Source organism: Flavobacterium adiutor (assembly GCF_048282555.1).
In the GTDB taxonomy this organism is placed as follows: Bacteria; Bacteroidota; Bacteroidia; order Flavobacteriales; family Flavobacteriaceae; genus Flavobacterium.
Genome location: NZ_CP182487.1, coordinates 2,336,257 through 2,360,625, shown reverse-complemented (window position 1 = coordinate 2,360,625; position 24,369 = coordinate 2,336,257). Strand labels below are relative to the sequence as shown.

The following is a 24,369-nucleotide window of genomic DNA, read 5'->3' as shown; positions in this document are numbered from 1 at the left end:
GTTAAAGGATATACATTCCAAATTTCACAAATAAACAATTCTTTTTTCATACTTTAGTAACGTAATACAAAATCAAAAACTTCCAGATATGTTCCAGAAAATTACTCTTTCAGTCCTTGTAATAGCTTTCGTTTCCTGCCAGAAAAAAGAAACGGTTGAAAAAGACAAAATCAAAAAAGCAGACTGGCTAATCGGAAACTGGGAAAATACATCTCCGGATGGGGTTTTGACCGAAAACTGGGAAAAGGTAAACGATAGTACTTTTTCAGCTGTATCTTATTTTATAAAAGCAAAAGATACCATACATTTTGAAAGTATTGTTTTGGCTCAAAAGGGCGAAGCATTAACTTATACTGCTACTGTAAAAGGTCAAAATGATGGTAAATCTGTTTCATTCCCTTCTACTTTAGAAACAGACAAACAAATGGTTTTCGAAAATCCGAAACACGATTATCCGCAAAAAATCACTTATACAAAAGGTGCGAATAATACCATGACAGCTGAGATTTCAGGGAAATTAAATGGGAAGCAGACAACGGAAAGGTTTATTATGATGAAGAAGTAATTTTTTTTTTCTAAAAAAATAAGGGACAAAAGTTAATGGCAAAGAAATTTAGAAATAATATTATAATTGAATTACCAATCATAATATTTATAATTAGTGCAATATTATATTATTGTAGTATTATTAACGCTGAAAAAGAAATTAATATAATTCATTCCTACGGAACTTTTTAAACTTGTCAATCTTAATCCCAACGGATTAAAATCCGTTGCTACAATATGTTTTCATTCCTACGGAATTTTTAAACCTTCTAAATTTTTTATTTAAAAAAACTCAGAAGCTTAATATCTCAGGAACTTAAAAACTTAGAAAATCACTCATTCTCCCCTATCTTGTTCACCATAAAAATCATCAAAATACCCAAAAGCGCCATAATTAAAAACGCCCATTTCATACTTAAATATTCAGATATAAATCCTACCATTGGCGGAACCAGTAAAAAGCCAAGATAACCAATTGTAGATATCGAAGTTATGGCCGTACCACTGTTTAATTTTGATGATCTTCCTGCTATACTAAATACTAGCGGAACTACACAGGAAACCCCAAAACCAATCAAAACATAACCAAAGATGGTTGGATAAGGATAAGGAAGTATAAAACAAATGGCAAAACCTGCCGTAATTAATATACCACTATAAAGCAGAATTTTTTTAATACCAAATTTCGTTACCCCATAATCTCCAAAGATACGTCCTAAAGTCACCGCCGTTGCAAAAAATACAAATGCGGCACTGGTTAATTTTGGTGATGTCTTCAATATATTTTCAAAATAAATACCGCTCCAGTCGTACATCGTATTTTCGCAAGCCATTGAAACGAAACAAATTACAGCAAATTTTATCAGGTTTTTTTCCGGCATTGCAAAAAACTTCTTCTTAACAGGAACCGGCTCATTATGAATACTTAGCGGATAAAAACAAGCCGTAAGCGCCAGCATAAAAACACTCACACCTAATAAATGATGTGAAGGCGCAATGTGTTGTGTAACCATAACATACCCTAAGCCTGCTCCGGAAAAAACGGCAATACTCCAAACCGCATGAAAACGGGTGATGATTGATTTTGGATATAATTTCTGCACTTCAAGGGATTGTGCGTTAATCGATAAATTAAAAATATTCCGGGAAGCCCCGAAAATTAAAAGTACAATAACCAATTGCCATACAAAAGCCACTAAGCCCGGTAAAGACAATACAATATTAAACATGATAGCCCCCAAAAGCATAATATACCGACTGCTGTATTTGTTTAACAATTTTCCGGTAAAAGGCATTGTCAGCATTAAACCAATCGGAAATGCAAACAAAACAGCTCCAAACTGAGCTTCAGATAAATGTAGTTGCGCCTGAATATGCGGAATTCGGGATACCCATGAAGAATATCCAAAACCTGAAAGGAAAAAAAAGACTGTATTCGCTATGCGATAGCCACGGGGAGTATATTGAATGTTTTTAAAGAAAGGTAAAATCATGAAGTCATTTTTCAGACTGCAAAATTAGTTATTTTAAACCAACATCGCTCCTTTTTCTCCTTGTCTTAAAAAAGAATTGTACACATAGTAGGATAAATACTTAAATTCAAAACCTTACGAGTTTATATAATCAAAGCATAACTTATGAAGATAAAAACAATGGAGAAAAATTCCGATTCATCAATTATGATTAACATGTAGGCAGCATTTTAGGATTTCCCGTGAAAATAGTAGCCTTTATTCCTTGTCTTATATCAGCAAGTCTGCACATCTCTGGTTTATTAATCTGTTGGGAACGGAAGAACAAAAAGTACAAAAAATAATTTTATCAACTATGCATTCAAACCTGAAAGGCATAGTTTTTTTTACCCAAAAGGTTATGGTTTTTATTTTCTCTCTCATGTATAATTTAAACTACAATACTGAAGTTTTTTCTTATAAAAACATAACTAAGAACAACTATAGCCGGAGGTATAAGTCAATAATTCATTTTTGTATTATTAAATTTTTAGATTTGTAATAATTACCTAATAATACCAAAAAAAAATGAACTATCTTAATCAAAGAATGCTGCATCTAATAATCTGCATATTCTTAATTTCAACCACCAACTCTCTTTCCCAAAACAATGGAAAACTAAATGGAACTGTAACTACATCTGACGGAGAACCCGCAGCTGGTATAAACATCGTTCTTAAAAACACAAAATATACTACCCTAACCAATGATGATGGCTTTTTTGAATTCAACAAACTAAAGACGAATACCTATACCTTACAGATATCGTTGACTGGATACGAAACGTTAGAACAAGAAGTAACTATTTCAGAAAATAACACATCCACTATTAATTTACAATTGAAAGTTTCGAATAAAGAACTCAAAGAAGTAACCATATATAGTAACAGAGCAAAACTTTTCCCAAAGCAAAGTAATTATGTCTCAAAGATGCCTCTTAAAAATATTGAAAATCCACAAGTTTATAATGTAGTTACAGCTGATTTACTAAAAGAACAAGCCATAACTAATTTCGAGGATGCAATGAAAAATGTTCCCGGAATTCAAAAACTGTGGGAATCCACAGGTAGTGCCGGAAATGGCGGATCTTTTTATTCATTGCGAGGGTTTCAACTACAAGCAAATATTGTAAATGGATTACCTGGATTAACAAATGGTACTTTAGACCCTGCTAATATTGAAAGAATTGAAGTGATAAAAGGACCGTCCGGAACTTTGTTCGGAAGCAGTCTTATTAGCTACGGCGGACTTATCAATACAGTAACAAAAACACCTTTTGCCGGTTTTGCTGCAGAAGTATCTTATCTGTCCGGAAGTTTTGGACTTAACAGGGTTACTGCCGATATCAACACTGCTGTAGATGAATCTGATAATGTTTTAATCAGAGTTAATACGGCCTATCAAACAGAAAACAGTTTTCAGGATGCAGGTTTTCGTACTTCTTATTTTTTAGCTCCTGTCCTATCCTACAAGGTCAACGAAAAACTATCTTTTCTGATTAATACCGAATTTATGCAGGAAGAAAAAACAACTCCTGCAATGTTGTTTTTAGGAAGAAGCGAATACTTGCAATTTGCCAACATTGACGAACTAAATTATAACACAAAGCTATCTTTTACTAATAATGATTTATCAGTAAAAAATCCAAAATACAATTTGCAGGCTCAGATGAATTATAAAATATCAGATCAATGGACTTCACAAACAGCATTATCGAGAGGTTCAACAAAATCTAAAGGATATTACTCTTATCTTTCCGATAATGAAGATGGACAAGGAGATTTTTCTATTTACATTACAAAAGAGAATTCTTTCACCACCACAACTGATATTCAGCAAAATTTTATAGGCGATTTCAAAATTGGAAAGATGCGTAATAGAATTGTAATAGGTCTTGATTATTTTCAGAAAAATTTAATGTACGGAGGCAGTGGATGGAATGGTGTGTATAAGGTTACACCTCAGGGAGAAATCAGACAATATGATGAGAACAATCCATATTATCTGACTAAGTCATCTGTTGACAAATTACTGTCAACTACCGGAACCAGTAATGATAATTTAAGAAACAGTACCTATAGCATATATGCTTCTGATGTAATTAATATAACTTCTAAATTAATTGCAATGGCAAGTTTGCGTGTAGATCATTTTGATAATGAAGCTGATATTACTAACGACAAAGATGATTATGATCAAACCGAATTATCTCCAAAATTTGGATTAGTATATCAGCCTATTGAAGACAAGTTAGCCTTATTTGCTAACTACATGAATGGTTTCAAAAATGTTCCGCCAAACAACAACCCTTCTGATCCTCAGACTTTTGAACCAGAGTACGCTAATCAATTAGAATTTGGCATAAAAGCAAATCTTTTAGCCGATAAATTGCATGCAACTGTAAGTTATTATGATATAAATGTTGCGAATTTAGTAACCCGTAATTTCAATTATAGCGTTCAGGGAGGAGAAGCGCGAAGCAGAGGATTTGAATTTGATTTGAATGCGTCACCAGCGAAAGGGTTGAATGTAATTGCAGGATATAGTTATAACGATAGTAAAGTAACAAAAGGAGATACCGATAATGTCTGGCTGGAAGAAGGCAAAAGGCCAACCTATTCAGGACCAGCAAACTTAGTAAACCTATGGGCAACTTACAAATTCAATTCTGGATTCCTTAAAGATTTTGGTCTAGGTTTTGGAGGAAATTATGCAAGTGAAAATGCAATCGTAAATAGTGATATACTCGGTAAATTTGTACTCCCGTCCTATACTGTCATAAACGGATCTGTTTTTTATGGAACAAACAAATTCAGAGTAGCCTTAAACATTAATAATATTGCCAACAAAGAATATTTTAATGGCGGATGGGGTACTGTAAATCCTCAAAAACCAAGAAATATTGTGGCTAGTTTTAGCTATAAACTCTAAAAAAATATCTGATTAATTCAAAAGGGAGCTGATTTTAAAATTAGCTCCCTTTAATTTTTAATCTAAAGTGATGAAAACTTTTTTTCTGCTACAGTTCCTAAAAACAATTTATCTATTTCATGATTTAAGGATTTGCATCTTCTGCTAGTAGTCAAAATGTCAATGAATTCATTGCTTTTTTTTCAGTTATTCATCGATAACAGCGAACAAACTAAATAATGTTTTTGAATTTGCCGAATGTTCACCACATAACATGATAAACATTTTTGATTTATTCAGAAGATTCTATAAAAGTTAAATGACTAAAAACATAAATAATTGTTTTTAATTATTCTAAATAAATATTAAGTTTGTGAAATATAAATTTTCCAACATAAACAGATTGTACTATGAAATCAAATTCAATTAAAAAATTAACTCTCTTATTGCTGATGCTTATAGCAACACCTTCCTTATTTGCTCACGCTTTATGGATTGAAACTAAAGCTACCGGTACAAAAGGAAAAGCTCAGGAAATATCAGTTTATTTTGGTGAATACTCAGAGAACGATATTACAAAAGCAGAAAAATGGTTTTCTGATTTGAAAGACTTTACATTGGTATTGGTTTCACCTTCAAAAAAAGAAACGAAATTAACTTCTAAAGCATTAGAAAATAAATACCAGGCTTTTTTCACTCCTGACGAAGACGGAGTTTACACCATTGTAATGCATCATAAAGTAAAAGATGTTTACGGAACTATGGTTTTAGATTACAACTCAAGTGCTACTGTCGTAGTTGGCAATAAAACTGCAGGTAATTATGCTACAGCAAATAATAATGTAATTGGATTATTTAGTGAAAATGCTGATACAGCTAAGAAAAAAGGTAAAATCAACGTGTTTGCTTTGTACGAAGGTGCTTCTGCCAAAGAACAAAAAGTAAAAGTAATTGCCCCAAATGGCTGGGAAAAAGAACTATGGACAAATGATAAGGGAGAAATCTCTTTTACGCCAATCTGGTCTGGAAACTATATGGTAGAATTTGCATATACTGAAAAAGCGACAGGTGAACACAATGGAAAAAAATATGATGAAATATGGAAAATGGCAACTTATTTAATTGCCGTAAAATAAATTTAAACTTAATTGTAGTAAGCCTTTTTCTTGACTGAAAAAGGCTTTTTTTTATTCTTCAAACTTAATTTTAAGTAATCATTTTCTTCCTATTAACTATAAAACCGATTCCTAAAAAAAAACTAAAAACCTAACAAATAAATAGTTACAAAATTAAAAATAATTAATCTAAATAAACTTTTAAATAATAAACTTACCTTTTATATTTGCAGAAAATTATTTTAAATTATTCTAAATAAAAAGCATGAAATATATTTTACTTTTCAGTTTATCATTTCTAAGTTTTGCTTCTTATAGTCAGGATTATTCAAATAACGATACTGCATCGGCTATTAATGATACTGTAAAAAACAAAAAGGGTGAAGTTCTTAATGAGGTTAAAATTACTGCTAACAAACCTAAAAAACCAATTTCTGCTGCACGATCAGGAATTAAGGTAATGGATTTACCACAAAGTGTTCAGATAATTGGAAGCGAAGTAATCGAACAACAACAAGCCATAAGATTAAGTGATGTTATAAAAAATGCTAATGGCGTTTATGTAGGTTCAGCCCGTGGTGGTGCACAGGAATCTTTTTGGTCAAGAGGGTATACGATGGATACTAATAATATGTTTAAAAATGGATTTCGCTATAATACAGGATCTATTCCGGAGGTATCAGGTTTGGAAAAGGTAGAATTCTTAAAAGGAGGATCAGCATTATTATTTGGAAATGTTACTCCAGGAGGAATTCTTAACTTAGTTACCAAGACACCAAAATTCACAGAAGGTGGTGAATTATCCATGCAAATGGGAAGTTATGCTTATTACAAACCATCAATTGATTTTTACGGACCTCTAAATAAATCAATCGCTTATCGTATTAATGCTTCTTACGAAAATTCGGAAAGCTTTAGAGATTATGTAAAAAATGACCGTATTTATTTTAATCCTTCGCTTTTATTTCATCTTACTGAAAAAACTCAAATTACATTACAAGGGGATTATCTAAGTGCCGACTGGACTCCTGATTTTGGAACTGGAATTGTTGGGAAAGAAATTTTAGATTTACCACGTAATCAGTTTTTTGGAGCACTTTGGTCAACCGGAAATACAAAGTCTTCAAGTGCGTCGTTAATTCTTAATCACAGCTTCAATGACAATTGGAAATTAGGTTTTAATTCTTCTTTTCAGTCCTATAGAAGAACTCAGACATCAACAGCACAATTGTCTAATTTAGCCTATTCTACGAATAGTACAACTGGTGAAAAAGAAGTTCTCTGGAAAAGGGGTTTAACAAAAGCTGATGCCGGAGAAAATATATTTGGAGACCAATTGAATCTTCAGGGAATCTTTACTACCGGAATAATTAAACATCAAATATTTACCGGGGTTGACTATGAATATTCTACAGCTCCAAATTATACTTTTGGTTTCTTTGATCCTACAAAACCTGCTGATCTTGTAACGACAGAGGCAAAAGCCATAAATATCTTAAACTACGATTACAGCACTCAAAGCCTTAATGTGCCTTACAGCAACAGAATAACCCAATTGGCTACAACAGATACAAAACGCTTTGGAGCTTTTGCACAAGATTTAATTTCGATTACAGATTATATTAAAGTGTTAGCCGGAATAAGATGGTCATGGCAGGAAAGTGAAGCTACTACAACCAAAGAAACAATTGCAAAAAATGATCAGGGCGTAAATGAAATTAAAATTAAATATGAAAATGCAGTCCCTGTAACTGCGGCAAAAGCATTAAACAGAGCCTTTTCTCCAAAAGCTGGATTGGTTGTTCAGCCAAACAAAGATATGTCATTATTTGCCAGCTACTCCAACTCATTCACACCCAATACCGGAACTACTGTTGACGGTAAAACACTAGATCCATCAATAATTGATCAGTACGAAGTAGGTATCAAAAAAGATTTCTGGAAAGGAGATTTAAGTACGAATGTGACGGCATATATGATTAAGAATAACAATTTAGCTCAAACTGCACCATTTCTAGCGGATGGGATTACTCAAAATGCAAACAGTAATTTCAAAGAATTAGTAGGGGCAACAAAAGGAAAAGGTATTGAAATTGATATTACTGCAAGACCAGTTGAAGGTTTAAATATTATGGGAGGATATAGTTTTAATGAAACTAAAGTATCAAAATCATCTGGAACAAACGGAAGCCTTGTGGTAGGTGATATTTTAGCCAGAACTCCTAAGCACACAGCAAATTTGAGTTTTTTCTATAAATTACCTTACGGATTATTAAAAGGACTTTCTTTTGGCGCAATTGCTAATTATGTTGGAGACCGCACAGGAGGCTGGAATGATGATTACTTATGGACAGAAATTAAACCAGCACCTACTAACCCAAATGATCCTAAATATACAATTACGATCAGAGATCGTGACATACCTTTAGAAGGTTACGCTACAATTGATGCATCTGTAGGTTACGAATGGAAAAAAGTATCTCTTTTATGCAAATTATCTAATATTACAGACGAGCTAAACTATACCGTACACGAAAATTACAGTACGAACCCAATCTCTCCTCGTCAGGTAATGGTGAGCTTAAAATACAAACTATAGCCTAAAATCAGGTTTTAACTTTACTAAAACTTTTTCTGTCTCTTTCAATTTGAAAAGCAGAAAAAGTTTTTCTTTTTTTAATGTATCCCTCCCTCCTATTTAAATAATACAATCCATTTAAAAATATCTTTTGCATAACTCGGTATTAAAGGTATTTTTGCAGAAAGTTCTTTCAATTATTATAAACCTTTAATTTAATAAAAAATGCCTAGTCCTGTTTCAGAATGCCTTTACTGTCAAAATAACGAAACCTTACACCAGTTAATGGTAAAAGTTACAGATTTAAAAGTATCGCAACTTTTCCTTTTTAAAGAACAATCATACGCAGGCCGCTTAAATGTAGTGCACAAAGATCACGCAGTTGAATTTTATGAATTAAGCGATGAACAGCGTAATTTATTCATGGAAGATGTCGCAACAACTGCAAAAGCTATTGCGAAGACTTTTAATCCTGATAAAATCAATTACGGTGCTTTTAGTGACACCTTATCTCACCTACACATACACATTGTTCCTAAATACAAAGATGGCTACGGATTTGGAAGTGTTTTTGAAATGAACCCTCAAAAAACCTATTTATCTGATGCTGAATATGAAGCTGTTATAGAAAAGATTAAATGGAACTTGTAATTATTTTAACCCATTTTGAAAAACAAAAAATTAAACTATTATTTTATAATTGATTAAAAAAATTATAAATATTATTGATATTATCCGCAAACATTCAAATTAAAAAAATCTTAAAACTTTAATATTTTAAAGTATGAAAAAAAATTTTATATACCTAATAATCAGTATTTTAAATATAATAAATATAAATGCACAATCATTGACGGAGCTACAGATGCAAAATGCAAGAGCTACAGGCTATGCCATTGTAGCAGCAAAAAATCCAGGAAAAAAATTCTCTATTTATATGATAAAATGGGATGGTCTAAATAATCTGGAATATAATGCGACCAACCAAATTAATTATGCATGGCATCCACAAGCTGTTATTAAGGGAAATTATTTTGATCAGCCTTTTACTGACAATAGTTTTTCATTATATAGTTCTGTAATTCTTAGTCAGGATGAATTTGATATTTATAAATCGACTGGTACAGATTGGTGGATTGTCTGCTCAACTTTACCATCATTTAATAATTCAGGTCCTTATATTTCTGATACTGGAAATATAGGTATTGGCACATCTGCTCCAGATGAAAAACTTACTGTAAAGGGCAAAATCCATACGCAGGAAGTAAGAGTAGATTTATTAGGACCGCTTGTTCCGGATTATGTTTTTTCTAACGATTACAAACTCAAATCGTTAGAGGAAGTTGAAGATTATATTAAACAAAATAGTCATTTACCTGAAATCCCTTCGGCTAAAGAAATTGAAAAAAATGGCTTAATGCTGGCAGAAATGAATATGAGTTTGTTGAAAAAAATTGAGGAACTGACACTTTATTCAATTGAGCAAAATAAAAAAATTGAAGCTCAGTCAAAAGAAATTAAAAATCAATCGAAAGAAATTGAAACTTTAAAAGATTTGGTGCTGCGCGTAGCAAAAATTGAAAACGACCTAGCGAAAAAATAATTACCTAATATAAATAAATATGCTGCCTAATCATTTAGCTGTTTAGGCAGCATTTTCTTTTAAATAACCCCCATCTTCTGCATTAAGAAAGTAGCGCTCTTATTTTTACAGATTCCGTTTCTGAGTTTGTAATCAAAGTGTAAATCATTGTCTTTTATTTCGACTTCGAAACACTGATTAGTCAAAATTTCAGGATATTCGTTTGTGGTCAGACAAACTTCGATATCGTGTGTTGCAATGGCGCCAATGGCATTTTTAGCAATCACCTTTTTAACTACTTCAATTGTTCCGTTTCGTTTGTCATCAGAGTTGGTGCCTCTTAAAATTTCGTCCAGTAAAACAAAAGCCGGTTTTTCTTCCAAGGCATCCATAATTTGTTTTAAGCGCTTTATTTCAGCAAAAAAATAGGACTCACTATCTGCTAAAGAATCAGATAGTCGCATTGAAACTAAAACTGGAAGTGGATGAATTTTAGCTTCTGAAGCACAGACTACTGATCCTACTCCTCCTAAAACCATATTCACTCCAAGGCTTCTTAAAAAAGTACTTTTTCCGGACATATTGGAACCTGTTAAAATCATAAACGATTCCGGATAAAAATGCGTGTCATTCCCTACCCTGCTCAATGGATTTAATAACGGATGACTCAGATTTTTGAACTCTATTTTATACTCCGAATTGATTTCAGGAAAAACAAAATCAGGATTATTGTACGCCAGATTAGCAAGACTACTCAAAGATTCGAACTCCCCAATTACATCAATCCATTTTTCAAGCTGGTCAGCATAATCGTATTTCCACTTCAAAAGAGCTCTTAGCACATGAAGATTGAATAAAAAACTTCCGTTAAAAAGAGTAGCAGTCACAAGGTTGCTAATTGTATCCATACGGGAAAACAATTCTGAGAGCTGTTTTAAATGTAAACTGGCTGATGTATTTTTAAAGATTAGCTGGTTTTGCAAATCAATTAATTTTTCAGACTCAAATTTTTCCAGTTCAATCTTCTCAACCAAAAGACCATATTGTTTGATGATTTTATCGATATTATCTGCTTTGGCAATTTCAGACTGAATACGTTTCGTCACTCTTCCTAAAACAATCAGATTCGCAATAAAAATATAAGTCACATAGGAAAGCAGAATCGTTTTTGAAGTCATAAAATAAGCTGCCAGAAAACCTAAAAACAAGGTTGGCAACACAATTGACAACAGATTTAAAACTTTAGGTAAAGAATCATTTTTAAATGATTTCCAATACATTAACGAATCATATAAATCTTTACTATCATGACTGACAATTGCCAATGCATTAAATTCCTGACGCCAGTCTTTTTTTGACGCAAGTTCTTTTATTGCCTCCTGATTTTGAAGTATAACTTCATTAGAATTCAATTTCAGCAACTGATTTGCCAACGTCTTTTTCCCTATAAAAGTTGCCGTTCTGTTTAAATTCTGAAATAAGGAATGATCCCCGAAAATATCAAGATCGTAGGCATAAGGATGATGAAAATCATTGAACTCAAGACCATTTTCAAAAGGAAGTTTTTCTCTTTTCAGGAAAGAAATTTCGTTTTCATTGATTTTTAAAAGGGCATTTAAAAGTTTTTTCTGAAAGGATAAACGCGAATGAATACGCATTAAAAAGACAAAACCAGCAAAAAACGATAACGCACTAATTAAGTAGATAACTTCATCTTTTTTGATGTAATAAAACATCAAAAACAAAAAAATAAAAATACTTAAAAGTCTTAGAAGACTGATGCTGTTAAACTTTTTGCTGGTTTTACTTAATAAGTCTGTATAATGGGAAACCCTGTTTTGATAATAGTCCATCTTTTCAATTTTGCTGAACCACAAATATAGGTTTTACCACTTCAAAATTTGCTTTAATTACAACGGAAATTAGTCATTATGCATTATTAAAACCGGAATAGAAACTTCTTTTGTTATTTTTTTACTAAAACTGGAAGTAAAAAGGCTTTCAAAAAAAGATCTTTTATGTGTAATGGTTGTCAAAACGTCCACATCTTTGTAGAGCACAAAATCAAGTATAGTCTCTTTGACATCATCACTTGGCAATACTAAAAATTCTACATTTTCATTGGCGAACTCAACTTCCCATTCTTTCACGGTTTCCGGTGCCACATCAGACGCAGATGTTTTCACGTACAAGCTTCGGACTTTAGCATTCGTTTTTTTAGCTATTTTAAGTACCTTTCTCAATTCTTTTTTATCTTTTTCGCGATAACGGGTAGTAAATCCAATCACTTTTATTTTCTTAAATTTAGCATCTATCGGCACACATAAAACCGGAACATCTACACCTGAGATTACTGAACTGGTATTGGAACCTGTAAAGAAGGTAGTCCAGTCAGAAATTCCGTTTGTACCCATAATAACAAAGTCTGCTTTTTCCTCCTCAACAGCATTTTTTAAGTTGTAAAGCAAATCACCATCCATCAAACGATGCTTAATAACAATTTCTTCTAAATTTCTTTCTGCTGCAATAGTTTTCAGTTTAGGAATCTCATCCTTAAACATTTCGAAATTGGCTAACTCTATAGAACTGTAGATAGCGGCATAATTTTCAGGAAAAAACTGGCTGTCATATACTGGAATTTCAAAAGTATGCAGTAAAACGAGTTCGGCATTGACGACTTTGGCAAACTCTAATGCATGTACAAATGCATTTGTTGCTGCTTCAGAAAAATCGGTTGGGAATATTATCTTTTTCATTATTACATTTTTTAGGTTATCTACATAAAGTTACTAAATCGTACTTATAAGTTACCTGATAATTATCAGTTTTACAAAAATTTAACCCTAACTGGTTATAAGAGAAAATCTAATCAATATTTAAAGTGTCTATTTAAATAAAAAATAAAAACTTCAATTCAATTAATACTTTATAAAATATAAAATACCAAATTCACAAGCCTTATAAAAACTTTGTACCTTTGCACCCTTGCAACTTACAACATGATACATCAAGATTCTATAGTCGCCCTGGCTACACCATCCGGAGCAGGAGCTATTGCCATAATTCGTATTTCAGGCACTGAAGCTATTTCTATTGGAAATTCAGTTTTTAAATCGGTAAAAAATAAAGATTTAACGAAGCAAAAAACACATACACTGCATTTAGGTCATATTATGGATGATTCGAAAACGCTGGATGAAGTGCTCGTCTCTGTTTTTAAAGGCCCAAATTCTTATACGGGCGAAGACACTATTGAAATATCATGTCATGGCTCAACCTATATCCAGCAGCAAATTATCCAACTGTTACTGAGAAAAGGATGCCGAATGGCTGATGCCGGTGAATTTACACTGAGAGCTTTCCTGAATGGAAAACTGGATTTATCACAGGCAGAAGCTGTTGCCGATTTGATTTCGTCTGATAACGAAGCTTCACACCAAATTGCGATGCAGCAGATGCGTGGCGGTTTTAGTAATGAAATTGCAAAATTACGTGAAGAGCTTTTGAATTTTGCATCTTTAATTGAACTTGAATTGGATTTTGCTGAAGAAGATGTTGAATTTGCCGACCGGACACAATTTAACGAATTACTAAACCGAATTGAATTTGTTTTAAAACGATTAATTGACTCATTTGCTGTTGGAAATGTCATTAAAAATGGAATTCCGGTTGCTATCGTTGGAGAACCAAACGTTGGTAAATCGACTTTATTGAATGCTTTACTAAACGAAGAGCGCGCCATTGTTTCTGATATTGCCGGAACAACCCGTGATACCATTGAGGATGAACTGGTGATTGGCGGAGTCGGATTCAGATTTATCGATACTGCGGGAATTCGAGAAACGAAAGATGTTGTAGAAAGTATTGGAATCAAAAAAACATTCGAAAAAATCGATCAGGCGCAGGTGGTCATTTATTTGTTTGATGGTCTGAAATTCAAGGCATCCGGTTCAGAGTTTATCAATGAAATTGAACAGATCAAAAACAAATATCCCTTAAAACCTTTACTGATAGTTGTAAATAAAAAGGATGTTTTATCTGAAAAAGACGCTTTAAATATTACTGATAAACTTGAAAATTTAAACGCTAAACTTTTATTACTATCTGCAAAAAACAAAATTGGTATTGACGAATTAAAATATGAATTATTGTCTTTTGTCAATACAGGAGCCTTACGTAATAATGAAACTATCGTCACCAATACAAGGCATTACGATTCCTTATTAAAAGCTTTGGATGAAATACAAAAAGTAAAATTCGGACTTGAAACAAACCTTTCGAGTGACTTAATTGCGTTGGATATTAAAGAAGCTTTGTATCAATTCGGGCTTATCACAGGTCAGGTCTCAAACGACGAATTGCTGGGGAATATTTTCGCTAATTTCTGTATTGGGAAGTAACTATACATTTCATAACATCATATTTCTACATTCCAAGCGCTGTAAACAAAGAGATTCCTATATATTGATATATAACTTTGTTTACCCTTATTTACTATATTGGTGTTACTAATCGTACTACTATGTTTGGAAATAAGAGATTTTTTAGGAATTTTACACTACCATAGTTTGTAAAACCTTATAGATAAAGGAAAGTTACTTTCCGATTTTGTTTTACTGATAAAAACAGTGTTTTTCAATATGGCAAACAATTTAAAACAATTGTAATGAGTCATTTAACAATCAAAACAAAATGTGTAGTTTGTATTGAGGAATTTATCTCAAAAAGTAGTAAAGGTATGTACTGTTCTGCATTATGTTTTAAGAGAAATTGGAGAAAACTACAAAAAGAAAATACCGTTATAATTCCAAAGGTAAAACCAGTTATTATTAAAGAGGATTTACTCTCAAAACATTATTTATCCGCAAAAGAAGCTGTTGTATTCTTTGAAATTTCAGAAGCAACTTTACGTAGGTTAATTAGGGCAAATAACTTAAAATATGTCAGTCTGAAAAATAGATTTTTCTTTTTGAAATCAGATTTAGAGAGAATTATTTAAGGAATTTTATTTTTATAATACTCAATTTTCAAAGTGGTTAAATCTATATAATCCTTAAACTTATTATAGTTTCCGTTATCTTTCCAATATTTTAAAACCTCTTTTTTCTCATCTTCAAAGAAAACCTCATTACTCAAATCAAATCTATCTCCTATATATTTTTCTATATTATTGAAGAAATACTCTTTTGGTAAACCAGTAGGTTCTGATATAACTAATGTTGTTAAAAATCTTCTATTATTTAAAAACTCATAATGAAATATATCATTAAGAGCCTGTTTAAAAATGTAAAAAAAAGTTAAGTACATGACAAAAAGCAAAACATATTGTTTTCCAAAGATTTAAATCCTGTCAAAAGAAATTTTGACAAATAATCTAATCCATACTTGAAAATACTTACTGCTCTTCTGCCATGTTTTTTTATTATTATTTTCTGGATGCATTCATCCAAATAGTCGCCAATTTTATAACACCATACAAAAGCAATCATTGTTAGAGAAAATAGTTTTTCTAATCTTTTTAAATCCGTCACATGTGTGTCTTCTATGTTAAAACCACTACTTTTTAAACCTCTAAAAAGAGTTTCAATTTGCCATCTTCGTTTATAATAAACCATTGCTTGTTCTGGTTTATTGAATGATACAATAATTAAAAATTCTATTTTTCCCCCTAGCAATGGTCTTGCTCCCAGAAAGATAGCATTTTTGACCATGTAACTCCACAATTCTCGGATAGTGGTAAAACTCGCCTATTTTTAAATTATTGAATAACCAAAAAGCCTTAATCTCTTCCTGTTTTTGATAAGAATAAATTTTGAAATTATTTCTGATTCTAATATAATACCTAATATTGTTTTGGTTTAGAAACTCTAACCATTTATCCCCAACAAACTCTCTATCAGCTAAGAGACAATCTATACTTTGCCTCCCGAACCATTCTATGTAGGTTTTGATTAAATCAATCCTCTCTTGTATATCTGAATTTCCTCGTTTATCCAACATTTTGAACATCAATGGAAATGCAACATTTTTATAACTGACTCCCAACATTAGAATGTTGATATTTTTAGTTCCGAACTTCCAATTGGTTCTATCTAAGACCAATACCAAATCGCATCTTACCGGTAATATATTGAATATCAAAGAAGAAACTATTTTCATAGGAAAGTCAAATTCCTTCATGAATCTTTGAACCCTCCTATAAGAGCTATTTTTATTGGCGGTTGTATCAAATCCCGATGCTAACCTATCATAATTAACTGTTTTTATTTTGCATAAAGCCGTTATAAATAAACAAATGAGCTTGACCCTTGCTAAATTGAGTTTCCCTTTGAAATGACCTTGTAAAACTGAAATAAGCTCTGTATCTTTACCCTCAAGACTGGTATTCTTCATTATAAAAATTATGTCGTAATAATTCTATAATGTACGAAATATCAGTCTTTTTTGCAAATTAATTAACCTGTTATATTATTGATTTTTAGAAAAATATAATTTTGTCATGTACTAAAAAAAAAAAGTCTTTATGAGTTAAAGAAACCGATTGGAATTATTCTTTTTGTGCTACCAAACTACAAATAAGATGTATCCAACCGATTTAACAGAAACTCAGTGGCAATTTATAAAAAAAACATTAGAATTAGGTGATAGAAAACGTAAACACAGCTTGCGTTTCATCTGGAATGCGATCAACTACCTTATTAAGAGTGGTTGTCAGTGGCGAATGCTACCTAGTAATTTTCCAAAATGGCAGCTTGTTTATTATTACTATTCAAAATGGGCAGATTTAGATTATTTTGATTTATTGCTTTCGAAGTTAAGAGAACGAGTCCGTAGTAAAAAAGGACAAAATGCAGAACCCAGTTTAGGAATAATGGATAGCCAAAGCGTTCGTTGGGGAAATAATTGTTCTTTAAAAGTTTTGATGGAAATAAAAAAATAAAAGGTATAAAACGACACGTTGTCGTTGATAAAAATGGCTTTTTATTAGCCATTATGGTAACGGTAGCGAGTATTCATGATAGCAAAGCAGTATTTTTATTGATCAGAACCCTAAAGGATTTACTTTGTTCTGTAAAAGTTATCCTTGCCGATGGAGGCTATAGAGGTGAAATTATAGAACAAGTTAAAAACAATTTTGGCTATATAATTCAAGTAGTTATGAGGTCGGATGATAAAAAATCAGGCTTCAAGCCTATACACAAAAGATGGGTGGTAGAGAGAACATTTGCATGGTTTGACAACGATAGAAGATTATGCAGAAATTATGAACTATTAATTGATTCTGCTGAAAACGTGGTCAAATTAGTCGCTATTAAACATTTATTGAATAAAATTTAAACAGGCTCTTAAATTTAAACAGGCTCTAAGAATCAGGATATATTGATGCGGAATATTGATGTAACAGTTATTGAAGATTTTAGGGAATATATCTTAAAGGCAAAAAGTTTAAGAAAAAATAATAAGCCCTTGGCCCAAAATACTGCCCTATCCTATTTCAACAAGATCAAGACCACGCTCAAAAAGGCTTATAAAAAAGGCTTACTGCAAACTGATGTTAATGCCGCAGTGCAAAGTATTAAGGAGCAAGAATCTCAGAGATTTTTTTTGACTATGGAAGAAGCTTCTATCTTGTTTAGGACACCCTGCAAAAAAGAGATTGTCAAGCGTGTAAGCTTTTTTTCGTTGTTAACAGGCATGCGTTATTCCGACATAGCAAAACTTAAATGGGAAGAAGTCCAATACAATAAACAAGAGGGATATTATATAAGATTCAACCAAAAAAAAACTGGTAATCCAGCCACTCAACCAATTTCTCAGGAAACTGTAGAATTTTTAGGTCCTGAAAGAATGAAGCATGGAAAGATCTTTCCTAATTTAAAAAAATGGGATTTTGACCGTTTGATACCTATCTGGATCAGAGATGCATCAATTGAGAAACATATCACTTTTCATTGCTTTAGGCATACTTATGCTACATTACAAATGGCAGCTGGAACCGACATTTTCACTGTATCTAAAATACTAGGACATAAAAATATTAAGACTACACAGATATATACTAAAATTATTGATGAAAGAAAAAGAGAAACAACGAATAAAATTTCATTTAAATAAAGAGACTTTTAGTACTGTAACAAATATTAATAAAACCTCCTGGATCGGAGAAGAATAATTAAACTAAAAAATAAATTACGTATTACAGTTTTAAAAACCGTACTCCGCTGGACTCCGTATATATCTATAAAACAACATCATGACTACTATTTTTATACATTTACCTTCAAAAATATACTGCTACCTTACCGAAAACCAAGGCAGACCAATACCTTTTGAAGAACTGTGCGCTCTGATTTATCCTGCTGATCGCAAAGTAGGTGATTCTAATGATCTGCTCTCTGCAGAAATCGAATACAAAACCAAAGTAATGAATTCATTAATCTTTCTTTCTGACATTAAACTTATTATTTTAAAAGCAGGTACAGACGAAAGCTCTCTTAACTTATCTAATAGAAACTAAATGTATTTTATACAAAAAATCCTAAAATTAATTAAAAAACTTACCCATTTAGCAACGTTTTAGAACGAAATGTTGCTGAGGGTAATTAATGATTAAAGAAAAAATTACAAAAATCTTCATATCCTCCAAAAAGCGTTACGGATTCTGGCGTATTACAGCAGAACTTAAAAAATCCGGATATGAATTATCTTCGAATACGATACTTATTTATATGAGGGAGCTAAATTTTTATTTTTCATTGAAAAAGAATAGAAGCAGAACTTAGAGCATATATTTAGATCATTAAAAAATTGTGCAAAGTCGAAGACATTTGCCAGCGTTTCATTAGGAACACTTCAGGGAGCTGTTTTGTTTATTTCTGAAGGATTTATTCCAAATTCTGCTTTGAAACTTCTTGAAAAATGAGAGAAATTTATAAAACCTACATCGTCATAAATTTCATTAGGCTTTTTGTCTTGTTTTGATATTAAAAAGTGGGCTAAATCTAATCGCTTTTTGATAAGCCATTTGTTAGGTGTTTGATTGAAAATTTCTTGAAAATCTCTTTTAAATGTTGAAATACTCCTACCTGTGAGTTTTGCAAATTGTGCTAACGGAATATTGTGCATATAATTTTTGTTCATATACGCTTCCAAGTCAATTTTAAAATCGTCTTCAAAATTGAAAAGTAAATTTTGAATTTTGGTATACCGAAGCAAAAGTTCAATAATCTCAAAAGTTTTAATAGTCGCTAAATTATTGGTGAGTGCCTCTTGATTTTCAAAATAAGGAAGCATAGAATCGAAAAAACCTTTTAAAAATGGGTCGGGTTGAAATATAAAATTAGGTTTTCCTAAATAATTCCCTTTTGGTAAAATATGGTGTTCTTTTGAATAATTATACAACGTTTCTTTGGGTAAAAAAATGCTGATACTCATAAAGGGTTTATTGTCTTGAGGGATTTTTTGGGTTTTTACTAATTGATTTTTTGATACAAAACCAATATCGCCTTTGTTATACTGAAAGGTTTCTATGCCGTCGTTAATTATCATTTTTCCGTTTAGAACACAGACCAAAGCGTGGTCTTGAACAAACGGTTCAAAATTCTTTTTATCTTGCGATGTGCAAGAAAACAAAATATTAATTCGGATTCTATCTTCAATCATTATTTCTGAATTATGATTTTAATTGTTCATAATAAATTGTCGCTCTTTCTTTTGAAAAATAATCGATTACCGCAAAAGCCATCCCAAATAAGATTAATGAAATGGCGATTGCTTTTAAATGGACATTTTGTGTAAGATAAAGCAGGGCAATGGCTATGAGAAAACAAGCCAAACTAATAGCGATAGACATTGGGTATAAATATTGAAAATCATCTACACGTTTAATTTCGGCATTTATAAATTCTTTTGGGTTTTGCTCATATTTTTTCGCAATCTCTTGCTTTTGTTTTCCGTTGGAACGAATCATATTTGCACCTGTTATAGAAAAAAATATACCTATAACCAACATTGGAATCAGCAATGCTTTAGCGGTTGGCGTATTCCCTAAAAAGTAAAATAGTAAAGCCGTTAAGATTAAAAAAAATCCAAATCCGAGGATAAATTTTCCCTCAAATATTTCTCCGTTATACCAATTTATAGTGTTTTGCATTAAATCCATTTTTACTAGTTTTTTAAATAGAAAAGGCTGTCTCTTTTTTGACAGCCAATTTAGGGATTTATTTATTTTTATTATTTTGCATTATAGCCACCGTCAATACTCAATACAGTTCCCGTCATAAAAGGATTTTCGTCTGAAGCCAAAAAGTAAATTCCTTTTGCAATATCTTCCGGTTCACCTAATCGCTTCATTGGGTGTAATGCTTCAATTCCCGAAACATCATAAGTTCCCGAAGCAATTGCATTTTTCAAAATATCGGTTTTAATTGCTCCTGGTGCCACTGCATTTATACGAATATTTTTGGTAGCGTAATCTAAAGCACCACCTTTGGTTAAACCAACAACTGCGTGTTTTGAAGCGTTGTATTGAGCAGTGCTTACTAATCCATTCAAACCCGCTATAGAAGCAAGGTTTACGATAGTTCCACCACCTGTTTTCAACATTGCATTAATGGCGTGTTTCATTCCGTAATAAACACCCATTACATTAGTTTCCAGCATTTGTTTCAGTTCATCCGATTCTGTATCAGCCAATAAAGCATTTCCTAAAGAAACTCCTGAATTGTTTACGATAGAATCTAATTTTCCAAATTTTTCAACCGTTTTGTCGATTACGTTTTTAACTTTCTCTTCCTGTGTTACGTCTAAAGGAAAGAAAGTTACCTCAGCACCTTCTTTTTTAAACTCCTCTAGAACTTCCGTTTTTTTGTTCGCATTTCTACTTGTAATAACAACATTGTATCCATTTTTTGCAAAATGTAAAGCTGTTGCTTTGCCAATACCGGTTGTTCCACCTGTGATAATTACTGTCTTTGCCATTTTTATGATATTTTAAAGTTATTTGACAAAATTAAAACAGCTTTAATGATCTTATTTTTCTGTAAAGTTCAAATTGTTTTTCTGTGAGGTTTAGAACAGTGTTTCGGTAAAATCACAGCCAACGTCAGGCTGTGAAAAAATTAAAATGAACGTCTTGAGAATCTCATATTTGAGATTTTTCTCCGGTAGCTCTCTCCGAATACTCTCTAAATTTGAAGAGTTTTTTTCAAAGTCGGACGTTCCGCGGCTTTGCATTCGGGCGGGCTTTTAGCACAAAAATTCCTTACAAAGCCAAAACTTGAAATTTAGAAAAAACTTTCATACGAAGCACGACAGCCCGCCTGACGCAAAACCGTTATTGGCTATTCGTTATTTTTTGTTCGCTATATTTATGAGTTTAAAGCAAAGGTCGTCATTATTTTCGTTGATGTTTGAAACATTGGATAAAATAATAACTGCTGTTTTTTCTTGAACGTTAATGGTCATTGACGAAGAATATCCACCTGTTCCTCCATTGTGCCAAATTAAATCTTCCCCGTTTTCAGATTTTAAGATGTGCCAACCTAAACCGATTTTCATATTTTCGTTAATATCGAAAGTAGATTTTTGTGTCAAGGCGAGTTCTTTGTTTTTCGGGTCGAATTGTGCGGAGGCAAATTTTGCCAAATCTTCTGTTGCCGATAAAATTCCTCCACCTCCAAACAAAACGTCAAAATCCCAATTTGAAACAGTTTTGCCGTTTTCATCTAACCCTTTTACAAGTCTATTTCCTAAATTTTGAGAGCTTACAAACGAGTTTTTCATTTTGTATTTGGTAAAGACTTTCTTTTGTAACAATTCTTGAAAAGTTGTTTTTTGTGATAAACCAAGTGTGTAGCCCAATAATCCTGCGCCCAAATTTGAATAGGCATAGGTTTTTGAATTAAGTTTCATCAAATTCCGCAGATACTCGTCAATGTCATTTTTATCATAATCTTTGTATGGATTATTTTCATCTGCCGGCTTTAAATTTTCAGGCAATCGAAGTAAACCCGAAGTGTGATTTGCTAAACTTTCAAAACGTATTTTGATGTTGTCTTTGAAAGCAAAAGGATAAAAAGTGTTGATTTCGTCTGTTAATTTAATTTTTTTATCCTCAACAAGTGAAGCCAAAACAGTCGAAGTAAAAACTTTTGTAATAGAACCTATTTCAAAAATTTTGTTTTGATTTTCGATGGATTTTATGGTGTCATTTGTTTTTATAATTCCGTAATAATTTGTTTTTCCTCCTTGTATTAAGGCGATTGAAACTTGTGCGTTATTCGGAATATTTTTTGTTTTTTCAAAGATGATTTCAGCAATTTCTTTTGGGTAGTCATTTAGTGCATTTATTGTATTATTGATTTGTTTTGGTTCTTCATAAGGCTTGATGAAAAGTACGTTTATTTGATTTTTGTTGTCAAGTGAAATATTTACGGCTAAAACCATTTTCTCGAACTTCGTTTTATAAGTTACGTAAGTTCCTTGTTGATAAGTTATAAACTCTTTGGTTTCAATATTACCGACTTGGGTTTTCAGTCCTGTTAAAAATTCTTTGGTTTTTTCAAGAGGTAATGCCTGTTTCATCTCGGGCGAAAAATCGTTGAAAATTTTGTCATACTTTTCAGTGTTGTAGTTCGCTTGAAAATTATCAATCGCTGTTTTATAATTGTCTGTTTGAGCAAACAATAAATTTGTCATCAAGGTTATGATTAGAGCTAAAATTGATTTTTTCATACGGTACGTTTTATAATGAAAGCCAACTTATTTATATTCGCCACAAAGTAGCGGCAATCTACCCGAAATTGGGGGTATATACGAATGTTTGTTACGTTTATATACTTTCAAAAATAACCAAAAAACATTACAAAGCATCAAAGAATATTTAATTGCCTCTACCCTATTCAATAAAACCAAATTACACAAAACAGTTATTTAAAGTCGGGAGACTTTAGGCGGTTTTGAATTTAAAAGAACATTAAAAAAACGTGCAAAGTCGAAGACCTTTGCGTAGCGTTTCATAAAAAAACTTCAGAAAGCGAGTGAGTGCGGTTTCAAAAGCCCACACGAAAGGATTCGTGCGGGAGCGGGGGATTATTTTCATCTGCCGGCTTTAAATTTTCAGGCAATCGAAGTAAACCCGAAGTGTGATTTGCTAAACTTTCAAAACGTATTTTGATGTTGTCTTTGAAAGCAAAAGGATAAAAAGTGTTGATTTCGTCTGTTAATTTAATTTTTTTATCCTCAACAAGTGAAGCCAAAACAGTCGAAGTAAAAACTTTTGTAATAGAACCTATTTCAAAAATTTTGTTTTGATTTTCGATGGATTTTATGGTGTCATTTGTTTTTATAATTCCGTAATAATTTGTTTTTCCTCCTTGTATTAAGGCGATTGAAACTTGTGCGTTATTCGGAATATTTTTTGTTTTTTCAAAGATGATTTCAGCAATTTCTTTTGGGTAGTCATTTAGTGCATTTATTGTATTATTGATTTGTTTTGGTTCTTCATAAGGCTTGATGAAAAGTACGTTTATTTGATTTTTGTTGTCAAGTGAAATATTTACGGCTAAAACCATTTTCTCGAACTTCGTTTTATAAGTTACGTAAGTTCCTTGTTGATAAGTTATAAACTCTTTGGTTTCAATATTACCGACTTGGGTTTTCAGTCCTGTTAAAAATTCTTTGGTTTTTTCAAGAGGTAATGCCTGTTTCATCTCGGGCGAAAAATCGTTGAAAATTTTGTCATACTTTTCAGTGTTGTAGTTCGCTTGAAAATTATCAATCGCTGTTTTATAATTGTCTGTTTGAGCAAACAATAAATTTGTCATCAAGGTTATGATTAGAGCTAAAATTGATTTTTTCATACGGTACGTTTTATAATGAAAGCCAACTTATTTATATTCGCCACAAAGTAGCGGCAATCTACCCGAAATTGGGGGTATATACGAATGTTTGTTACGTTTATATACTTTCAAAAATAACCAAAAAACATTACAAAGCATCAAAGAATATTTAATTGCCTCTACCCTATTCAATAAAACCAAATTACACAAAACAGTTATTTAAAGTCGGGAGACTTTAGGCGGTTTTGAATTTAAAAGAACATTAAAAAAACGTGCAAAGTCGAAG

The 24,369-nt window shown here is 32.0% G+C and carries 24 protein-coding genes; 13 read left to right on the top strand and 11 right to left on the bottom strand.

Going from position 1 to position 24,369, the window contains the following annotated elements; all coding sequences use genetic code 11:
- Positions 1-88 precede the first annotated feature (88 nt).
- Positions 89-565: a DUF6265 family protein gene (locus tag ACNC7R_RS10135; protein WP_417940977.1), complete on the top strand. Its 477-nt coding sequence runs from the start codon at positions 89-91 to the stop codon at positions 563-565.
- Positions 566-878: 313 nt separating this feature from the next.
- On the opposite strand, the gene ACNC7R_RS10130 is transcribed toward ACNC7R_RS10135, so the two are convergent.
- Positions 879-2,039: an MFS transporter gene (locus ACNC7R_RS10130; protein WP_417940976.1), complete on the bottom strand. Its 1,161-nt coding sequence runs from the start codon at positions 2,037-2,039 to the stop codon at positions 879-881.
- 546 nt (positions 2,040-2,585) lie between these two features.
- On the opposite strand from ACNC7R_RS10130, the gene ACNC7R_RS10125 reads away from it, so the two are divergent.
- From ACNC7R_RS10125 to ACNC7R_RS10105, 5 genes are all read left to right on the top strand, one after another.
- Entirely contained in the window at positions 2,586-4,988 is a 2,403-nt protein-coding gene (locus ACNC7R_RS10125; protein ID WP_417940975.1) for a TonB-dependent siderophore receptor, read from the top strand.
- Between the two features lie 389 nt (positions 4,989-5,377).
- Positions 5,378-6,103 (top strand): hypothetical protein, encoded by a 726-nt coding sequence (locus ACNC7R_RS10120; RefSeq protein WP_417940974.1) that lies wholly within the window; start codon positions 5,378-5,380, stop codon positions 6,101-6,103.
- 244 nt (positions 6,104-6,347) lie between these two features.
- Positions 6,348-8,681, top strand: a complete 2,334-nt coding sequence (locus ACNC7R_RS10115; protein WP_417940973.1) for a TonB-dependent siderophore receptor — start codon at positions 6,348-6,350, stop codon at positions 8,679-8,681.
- Positions 8,682-8,945: 264 nt separating this feature from the next.
- Entirely contained in the window at positions 8,946-9,311 is a 366-nt protein-coding gene (locus ACNC7R_RS10110) for an HIT family protein (RefSeq protein ID WP_417940972.1), read from the top strand.
- A 133-nt stretch (positions 9,312-9,444) separates the two neighbouring features.
- Positions 9,445-10,263 carry a hypothetical protein gene (locus tag ACNC7R_RS10105; RefSeq protein WP_417940971.1) on the top strand — a complete coding sequence of 273 codons (819 nt, stop codon included), beginning with the start codon at positions 9,445-9,447 and terminating at the stop codon, positions 10,261-10,263.
- Between the two features lie 59 nt (positions 10,264-10,322).
- Here the strand turns inward: ACNC7R_RS10105 and ACNC7R_RS10100 are convergent, their stop codons facing one another.
- Both ACNC7R_RS10100 and ACNC7R_RS10095 read right to left on the bottom strand, forming a co-directional pair.
- Positions 10,323-12,095 (bottom strand): MutS-related protein, encoded by a 1,773-nt coding sequence (locus ACNC7R_RS10100; protein ID WP_417940970.1) that lies wholly within the window; start codon positions 12,093-12,095, stop codon positions 10,323-10,325.
- Positions 12,096-12,164: 69 nt separating this feature from the next.
- Positions 12,165-12,998, bottom strand: coding sequence for a universal stress protein (locus ACNC7R_RS10095; protein WP_417940969.1), 834 nt, complete (start codon positions 12,996-12,998; stop codon positions 12,165-12,167).
- Positions 12,999-13,241: 243 nt separating this feature from the next.
- Here ACNC7R_RS10095 and mnmE point away from each other — a divergent pair, with 243 nt between their 5' ends.
- Entirely contained in the window at positions 13,242-14,642 is a 1,401-nt protein-coding gene (mnmE, locus tag ACNC7R_RS10090; RefSeq protein WP_417940968.1) for a tRNA uridine-5-carboxymethylaminomethyl(34) synthesis GTPase MnmE, read from the top strand.
- Positions 14,643-14,908: 266 nt separating this feature from the next.
- Entirely contained in the window at positions 14,909-15,241 is a 333-nt protein-coding gene (locus tag ACNC7R_RS10085; protein WP_417940967.1) for a helix-turn-helix domain-containing protein, read from the top strand.
- Here ACNC7R_RS10085 and ACNC7R_RS10080 read toward each other — a convergent pair.
- From ACNC7R_RS10080 to ACNC7R_RS10070, 3 genes are read right to left on the bottom strand one after another with little or no spacing between them, the layout of a single operon-like run.
- Entirely contained in the window at positions 15,238-15,549 is a 312-nt protein-coding gene (locus tag ACNC7R_RS10080; RefSeq protein ID WP_417940966.1) for a hypothetical protein, read from the bottom strand. The two genes, ACNC7R_RS10085 and ACNC7R_RS10080, sit on opposite strands and share 4 nt — an antisense overlap.
- Positions 15,540-15,857, bottom strand: a complete 318-nt coding sequence (locus ACNC7R_RS10075) for a transposase (protein WP_417940965.1) — start codon at positions 15,855-15,857, stop codon at positions 15,540-15,542. Before ACNC7R_RS10075 ends, ACNC7R_RS10080 begins: the two co-directional genes overlap by 10 nt.
- Positions 15,858-15,870: 13 nt before the next feature.
- Positions 15,871-16,635, bottom strand: a complete 765-nt coding sequence (locus tag ACNC7R_RS10070; protein WP_417940964.1) for a transposase — start codon at positions 16,633-16,635, stop codon at positions 15,871-15,873.
- A 187-nt stretch (positions 16,636-16,822) separates the two neighbouring features.
- Here ACNC7R_RS10070 and ACNC7R_RS10065 point away from each other — a divergent pair, with 187 nt between their 5' ends.
- From ACNC7R_RS10065 to ACNC7R_RS10045, 5 genes are all read left to right on the top strand, one after another.
- Positions 16,823-17,182, top strand: a complete 360-nt coding sequence (locus ACNC7R_RS10065; RefSeq protein ID WP_417940963.1) for a transposase — start codon at positions 16,823-16,825, stop codon at positions 17,180-17,182.
- Positions 17,146-17,580: a transposase gene (locus ACNC7R_RS10060; RefSeq protein ID WP_417940962.1), complete on the top strand. Its 435-nt coding sequence runs from the start codon at positions 17,146-17,148 to the stop codon at positions 17,578-17,580. Before ACNC7R_RS10065 ends, ACNC7R_RS10060 begins: the two co-directional genes overlap by 37 nt.
- A gap of 39 nt (positions 17,581-17,619) precedes the next feature.
- A complete protein-coding gene (locus ACNC7R_RS10055; protein WP_417943161.1) occupies positions 17,620-18,357 on the top strand; it encodes a tyrosine-type recombinase/integrase in 738 nt (245 codons plus the stop codon).
- Between the two features lie 139 nt (positions 18,358-18,496).
- Entirely contained in the window at positions 18,497-18,760 is a 264-nt protein-coding gene (locus tag ACNC7R_RS10050) for a hypothetical protein (protein WP_417940961.1), read from the top strand.
- Between the two features lie 88 nt (positions 18,761-18,848).
- Positions 18,849-19,025 carry an IS3 family transposase gene (locus tag ACNC7R_RS10045; protein ID WP_417940960.1) on the top strand — a complete coding sequence of 59 codons (177 nt, stop codon included), beginning with the start codon at positions 18,849-18,851 and terminating at the stop codon, positions 19,023-19,025.
- Positions 19,026-19,095: 70 nt separating this feature from the next.
- On the opposite strand, the gene ACNC7R_RS10040 is transcribed toward ACNC7R_RS10045, so the two are convergent.
- The 5 genes from ACNC7R_RS10040 to ACNC7R_RS10020 all read right to left on the bottom strand — a co-directional run bounded on the left by ACNC7R_RS10040 (position 19,096) and on the right by ACNC7R_RS10020 (position 24,104).
- The gene (locus ACNC7R_RS10040) at positions 19,096-19,905 is read right to left on the bottom strand and encodes a helix-turn-helix domain-containing protein (protein WP_417940959.1); all 810 of its coding nucleotides are present in this window, start codon (positions 19,903-19,905) and stop codon (positions 19,096-19,098) included.
- A gap of 10 nt (positions 19,906-19,915) precedes the next feature.
- Entirely contained in the window at positions 19,916-20,395 is a 480-nt protein-coding gene (locus ACNC7R_RS10035; RefSeq protein WP_164905498.1) for a manganese efflux pump, read from the bottom strand.
- A gap of 80 nt (positions 20,396-20,475) precedes the next feature.
- Positions 20,476-21,222 carry an SDR family NAD(P)-dependent oxidoreductase gene (locus ACNC7R_RS10030; protein ID WP_417940958.1) on the bottom strand — a complete coding sequence of 249 codons (747 nt, stop codon included), beginning with the start codon at positions 21,220-21,222 and terminating at the stop codon, positions 20,476-20,478.
- 369 nt (positions 21,223-21,591) lie between these two features.
- Positions 21,592-22,977, bottom strand: coding sequence for a serine hydrolase (locus ACNC7R_RS10025; protein WP_417940957.1), 1,386 nt, complete (start codon positions 22,975-22,977; stop codon positions 21,592-21,594).
- Between the two features lie 317 nt (positions 22,978-23,294).
- Positions 23,295-24,104, bottom strand: a complete 810-nt coding sequence (locus ACNC7R_RS10020; RefSeq protein WP_417940956.1) for a DUF3887 domain-containing protein — start codon at positions 24,102-24,104, stop codon at positions 23,295-23,297.
- Positions 24,105-24,369: the final 265 nt, after the last annotated feature.

Coding starts and splice junctions, on each gene's coding strand:
- ACNC7R_RS10135 (WP_417940977.1), top strand. CDS start 89: ATGTTCCAGAAAATTACTCTTTCAGTCCTTGTAATAGCTTTCGTTTCC.
- ACNC7R_RS10130 (WP_417940976.1), bottom strand. CDS start 2,039: ATGATTTTACCTTTCTTTAAAAACATTCAATATACTCCCCGTGGCTAT.
- ACNC7R_RS10125 (WP_417940975.1), top strand. CDS start 2,586: ATGAACTATCTTAATCAAAGAATGCTGCATCTAATAATCTGCATATTC.
- ACNC7R_RS10120 (WP_417940974.1), top strand. CDS start 5,378: ATGAAATCAAATTCAATTAAAAAATTAACTCTCTTATTGCTGATGCTT.
- ACNC7R_RS10115 (WP_417940973.1), top strand. CDS start 6,348: ATGAAATATATTTTACTTTTCAGTTTATCATTTCTAAGTTTTGCTTCT.
- ACNC7R_RS10110 (WP_417940972.1), top strand. CDS start 8,946: ATGGTAAAAGTTACAGATTTAAAAGTATCGCAACTTTTCCTTTTTAAA.
- ACNC7R_RS10105 (WP_417940971.1), top strand. CDS start 9,445: ATGAAAAAAAATTTTATATACCTAATAATCAGTATTTTAAATATAATA.
- ACNC7R_RS10100 (WP_417940970.1), bottom strand. CDS start 12,095: ATGGACTATTATCAAAACAGGGTTTCCCATTATACAGACTTATTAAGT.
- ACNC7R_RS10095 (WP_417940969.1), bottom strand. CDS start 12,998: ATGAAAAAGATAATATTCCCAACCGATTTTTCTGAAGCAGCAACAAAT.
- mnmE (WP_417940968.1), top strand. CDS start 13,242: ATGATACATCAAGATTCTATAGTCGCCCTGGCTACACCATCCGGAGCA.
- ACNC7R_RS10085 (WP_417940967.1), top strand. CDS start 14,909: ATGAGTCATTTAACAATCAAAACAAAATGTGTAGTTTGTATTGAGGAA.
- ACNC7R_RS10080 (WP_417940966.1), bottom strand. CDS start 15,549: ATGTACTTAACTTTTTTTTACATTTTTAAACAGGCTCTTAATGATATA.
- ACNC7R_RS10075 (WP_417940965.1), bottom strand. CDS start 15,857: ATGGTTTATTATAAACGAAGATGGCAAATTGAAACTCTTTTTAGAGGT.
- ACNC7R_RS10070 (WP_417940964.1), bottom strand. CDS start 16,635: ATGAAGAATACCAGTCTTGAGGGTAAAGATACAGAGCTTATTTCAGTT.
- ACNC7R_RS10065 (WP_417940963.1), top strand. CDS start 16,823: ATGTATCCAACCGATTTAACAGAAACTCAGTGGCAATTTATAAAAAAA.
- ACNC7R_RS10050 (WP_417940961.1), top strand. CDS start 18,497: ATGACTACTATTTTTATACATTTACCTTCAAAAATATACTGCTACCTT.
- ACNC7R_RS10045 (WP_417940960.1), top strand. CDS start 18,849: ATGATTAAAGAAAAAATTACAAAAATCTTCATATCCTCCAAAAAGCGT.
- ACNC7R_RS10040 (WP_417940959.1), bottom strand. CDS start 19,905: ATGATTGAAGATAGAATCCGAATTAATATTTTGTTTTCTTGCACATCG.
- ACNC7R_RS10035 (WP_164905498.1), bottom strand. CDS start 20,395: ATGCAAAACACTATAAATTGGTATAACGGAGAAATATTTGAGGGAAAA.
- ACNC7R_RS10030 (WP_417940958.1), bottom strand. CDS start 21,222: ATGGCAAAGACAGTAATTATCACAGGTGGAACAACCGGTATTGGCAAA.
- ACNC7R_RS10025 (WP_417940957.1), bottom strand. CDS start 22,977: ATGAAAAAATCAATTTTAGCTCTAATCATAACCTTGATGACAAATTTA.
- ACNC7R_RS10020 (WP_417940956.1), bottom strand. CDS start 24,104: ATGAAAAAATCAATTTTAGCTCTAATCATAACCTTGATGACAAATTTA.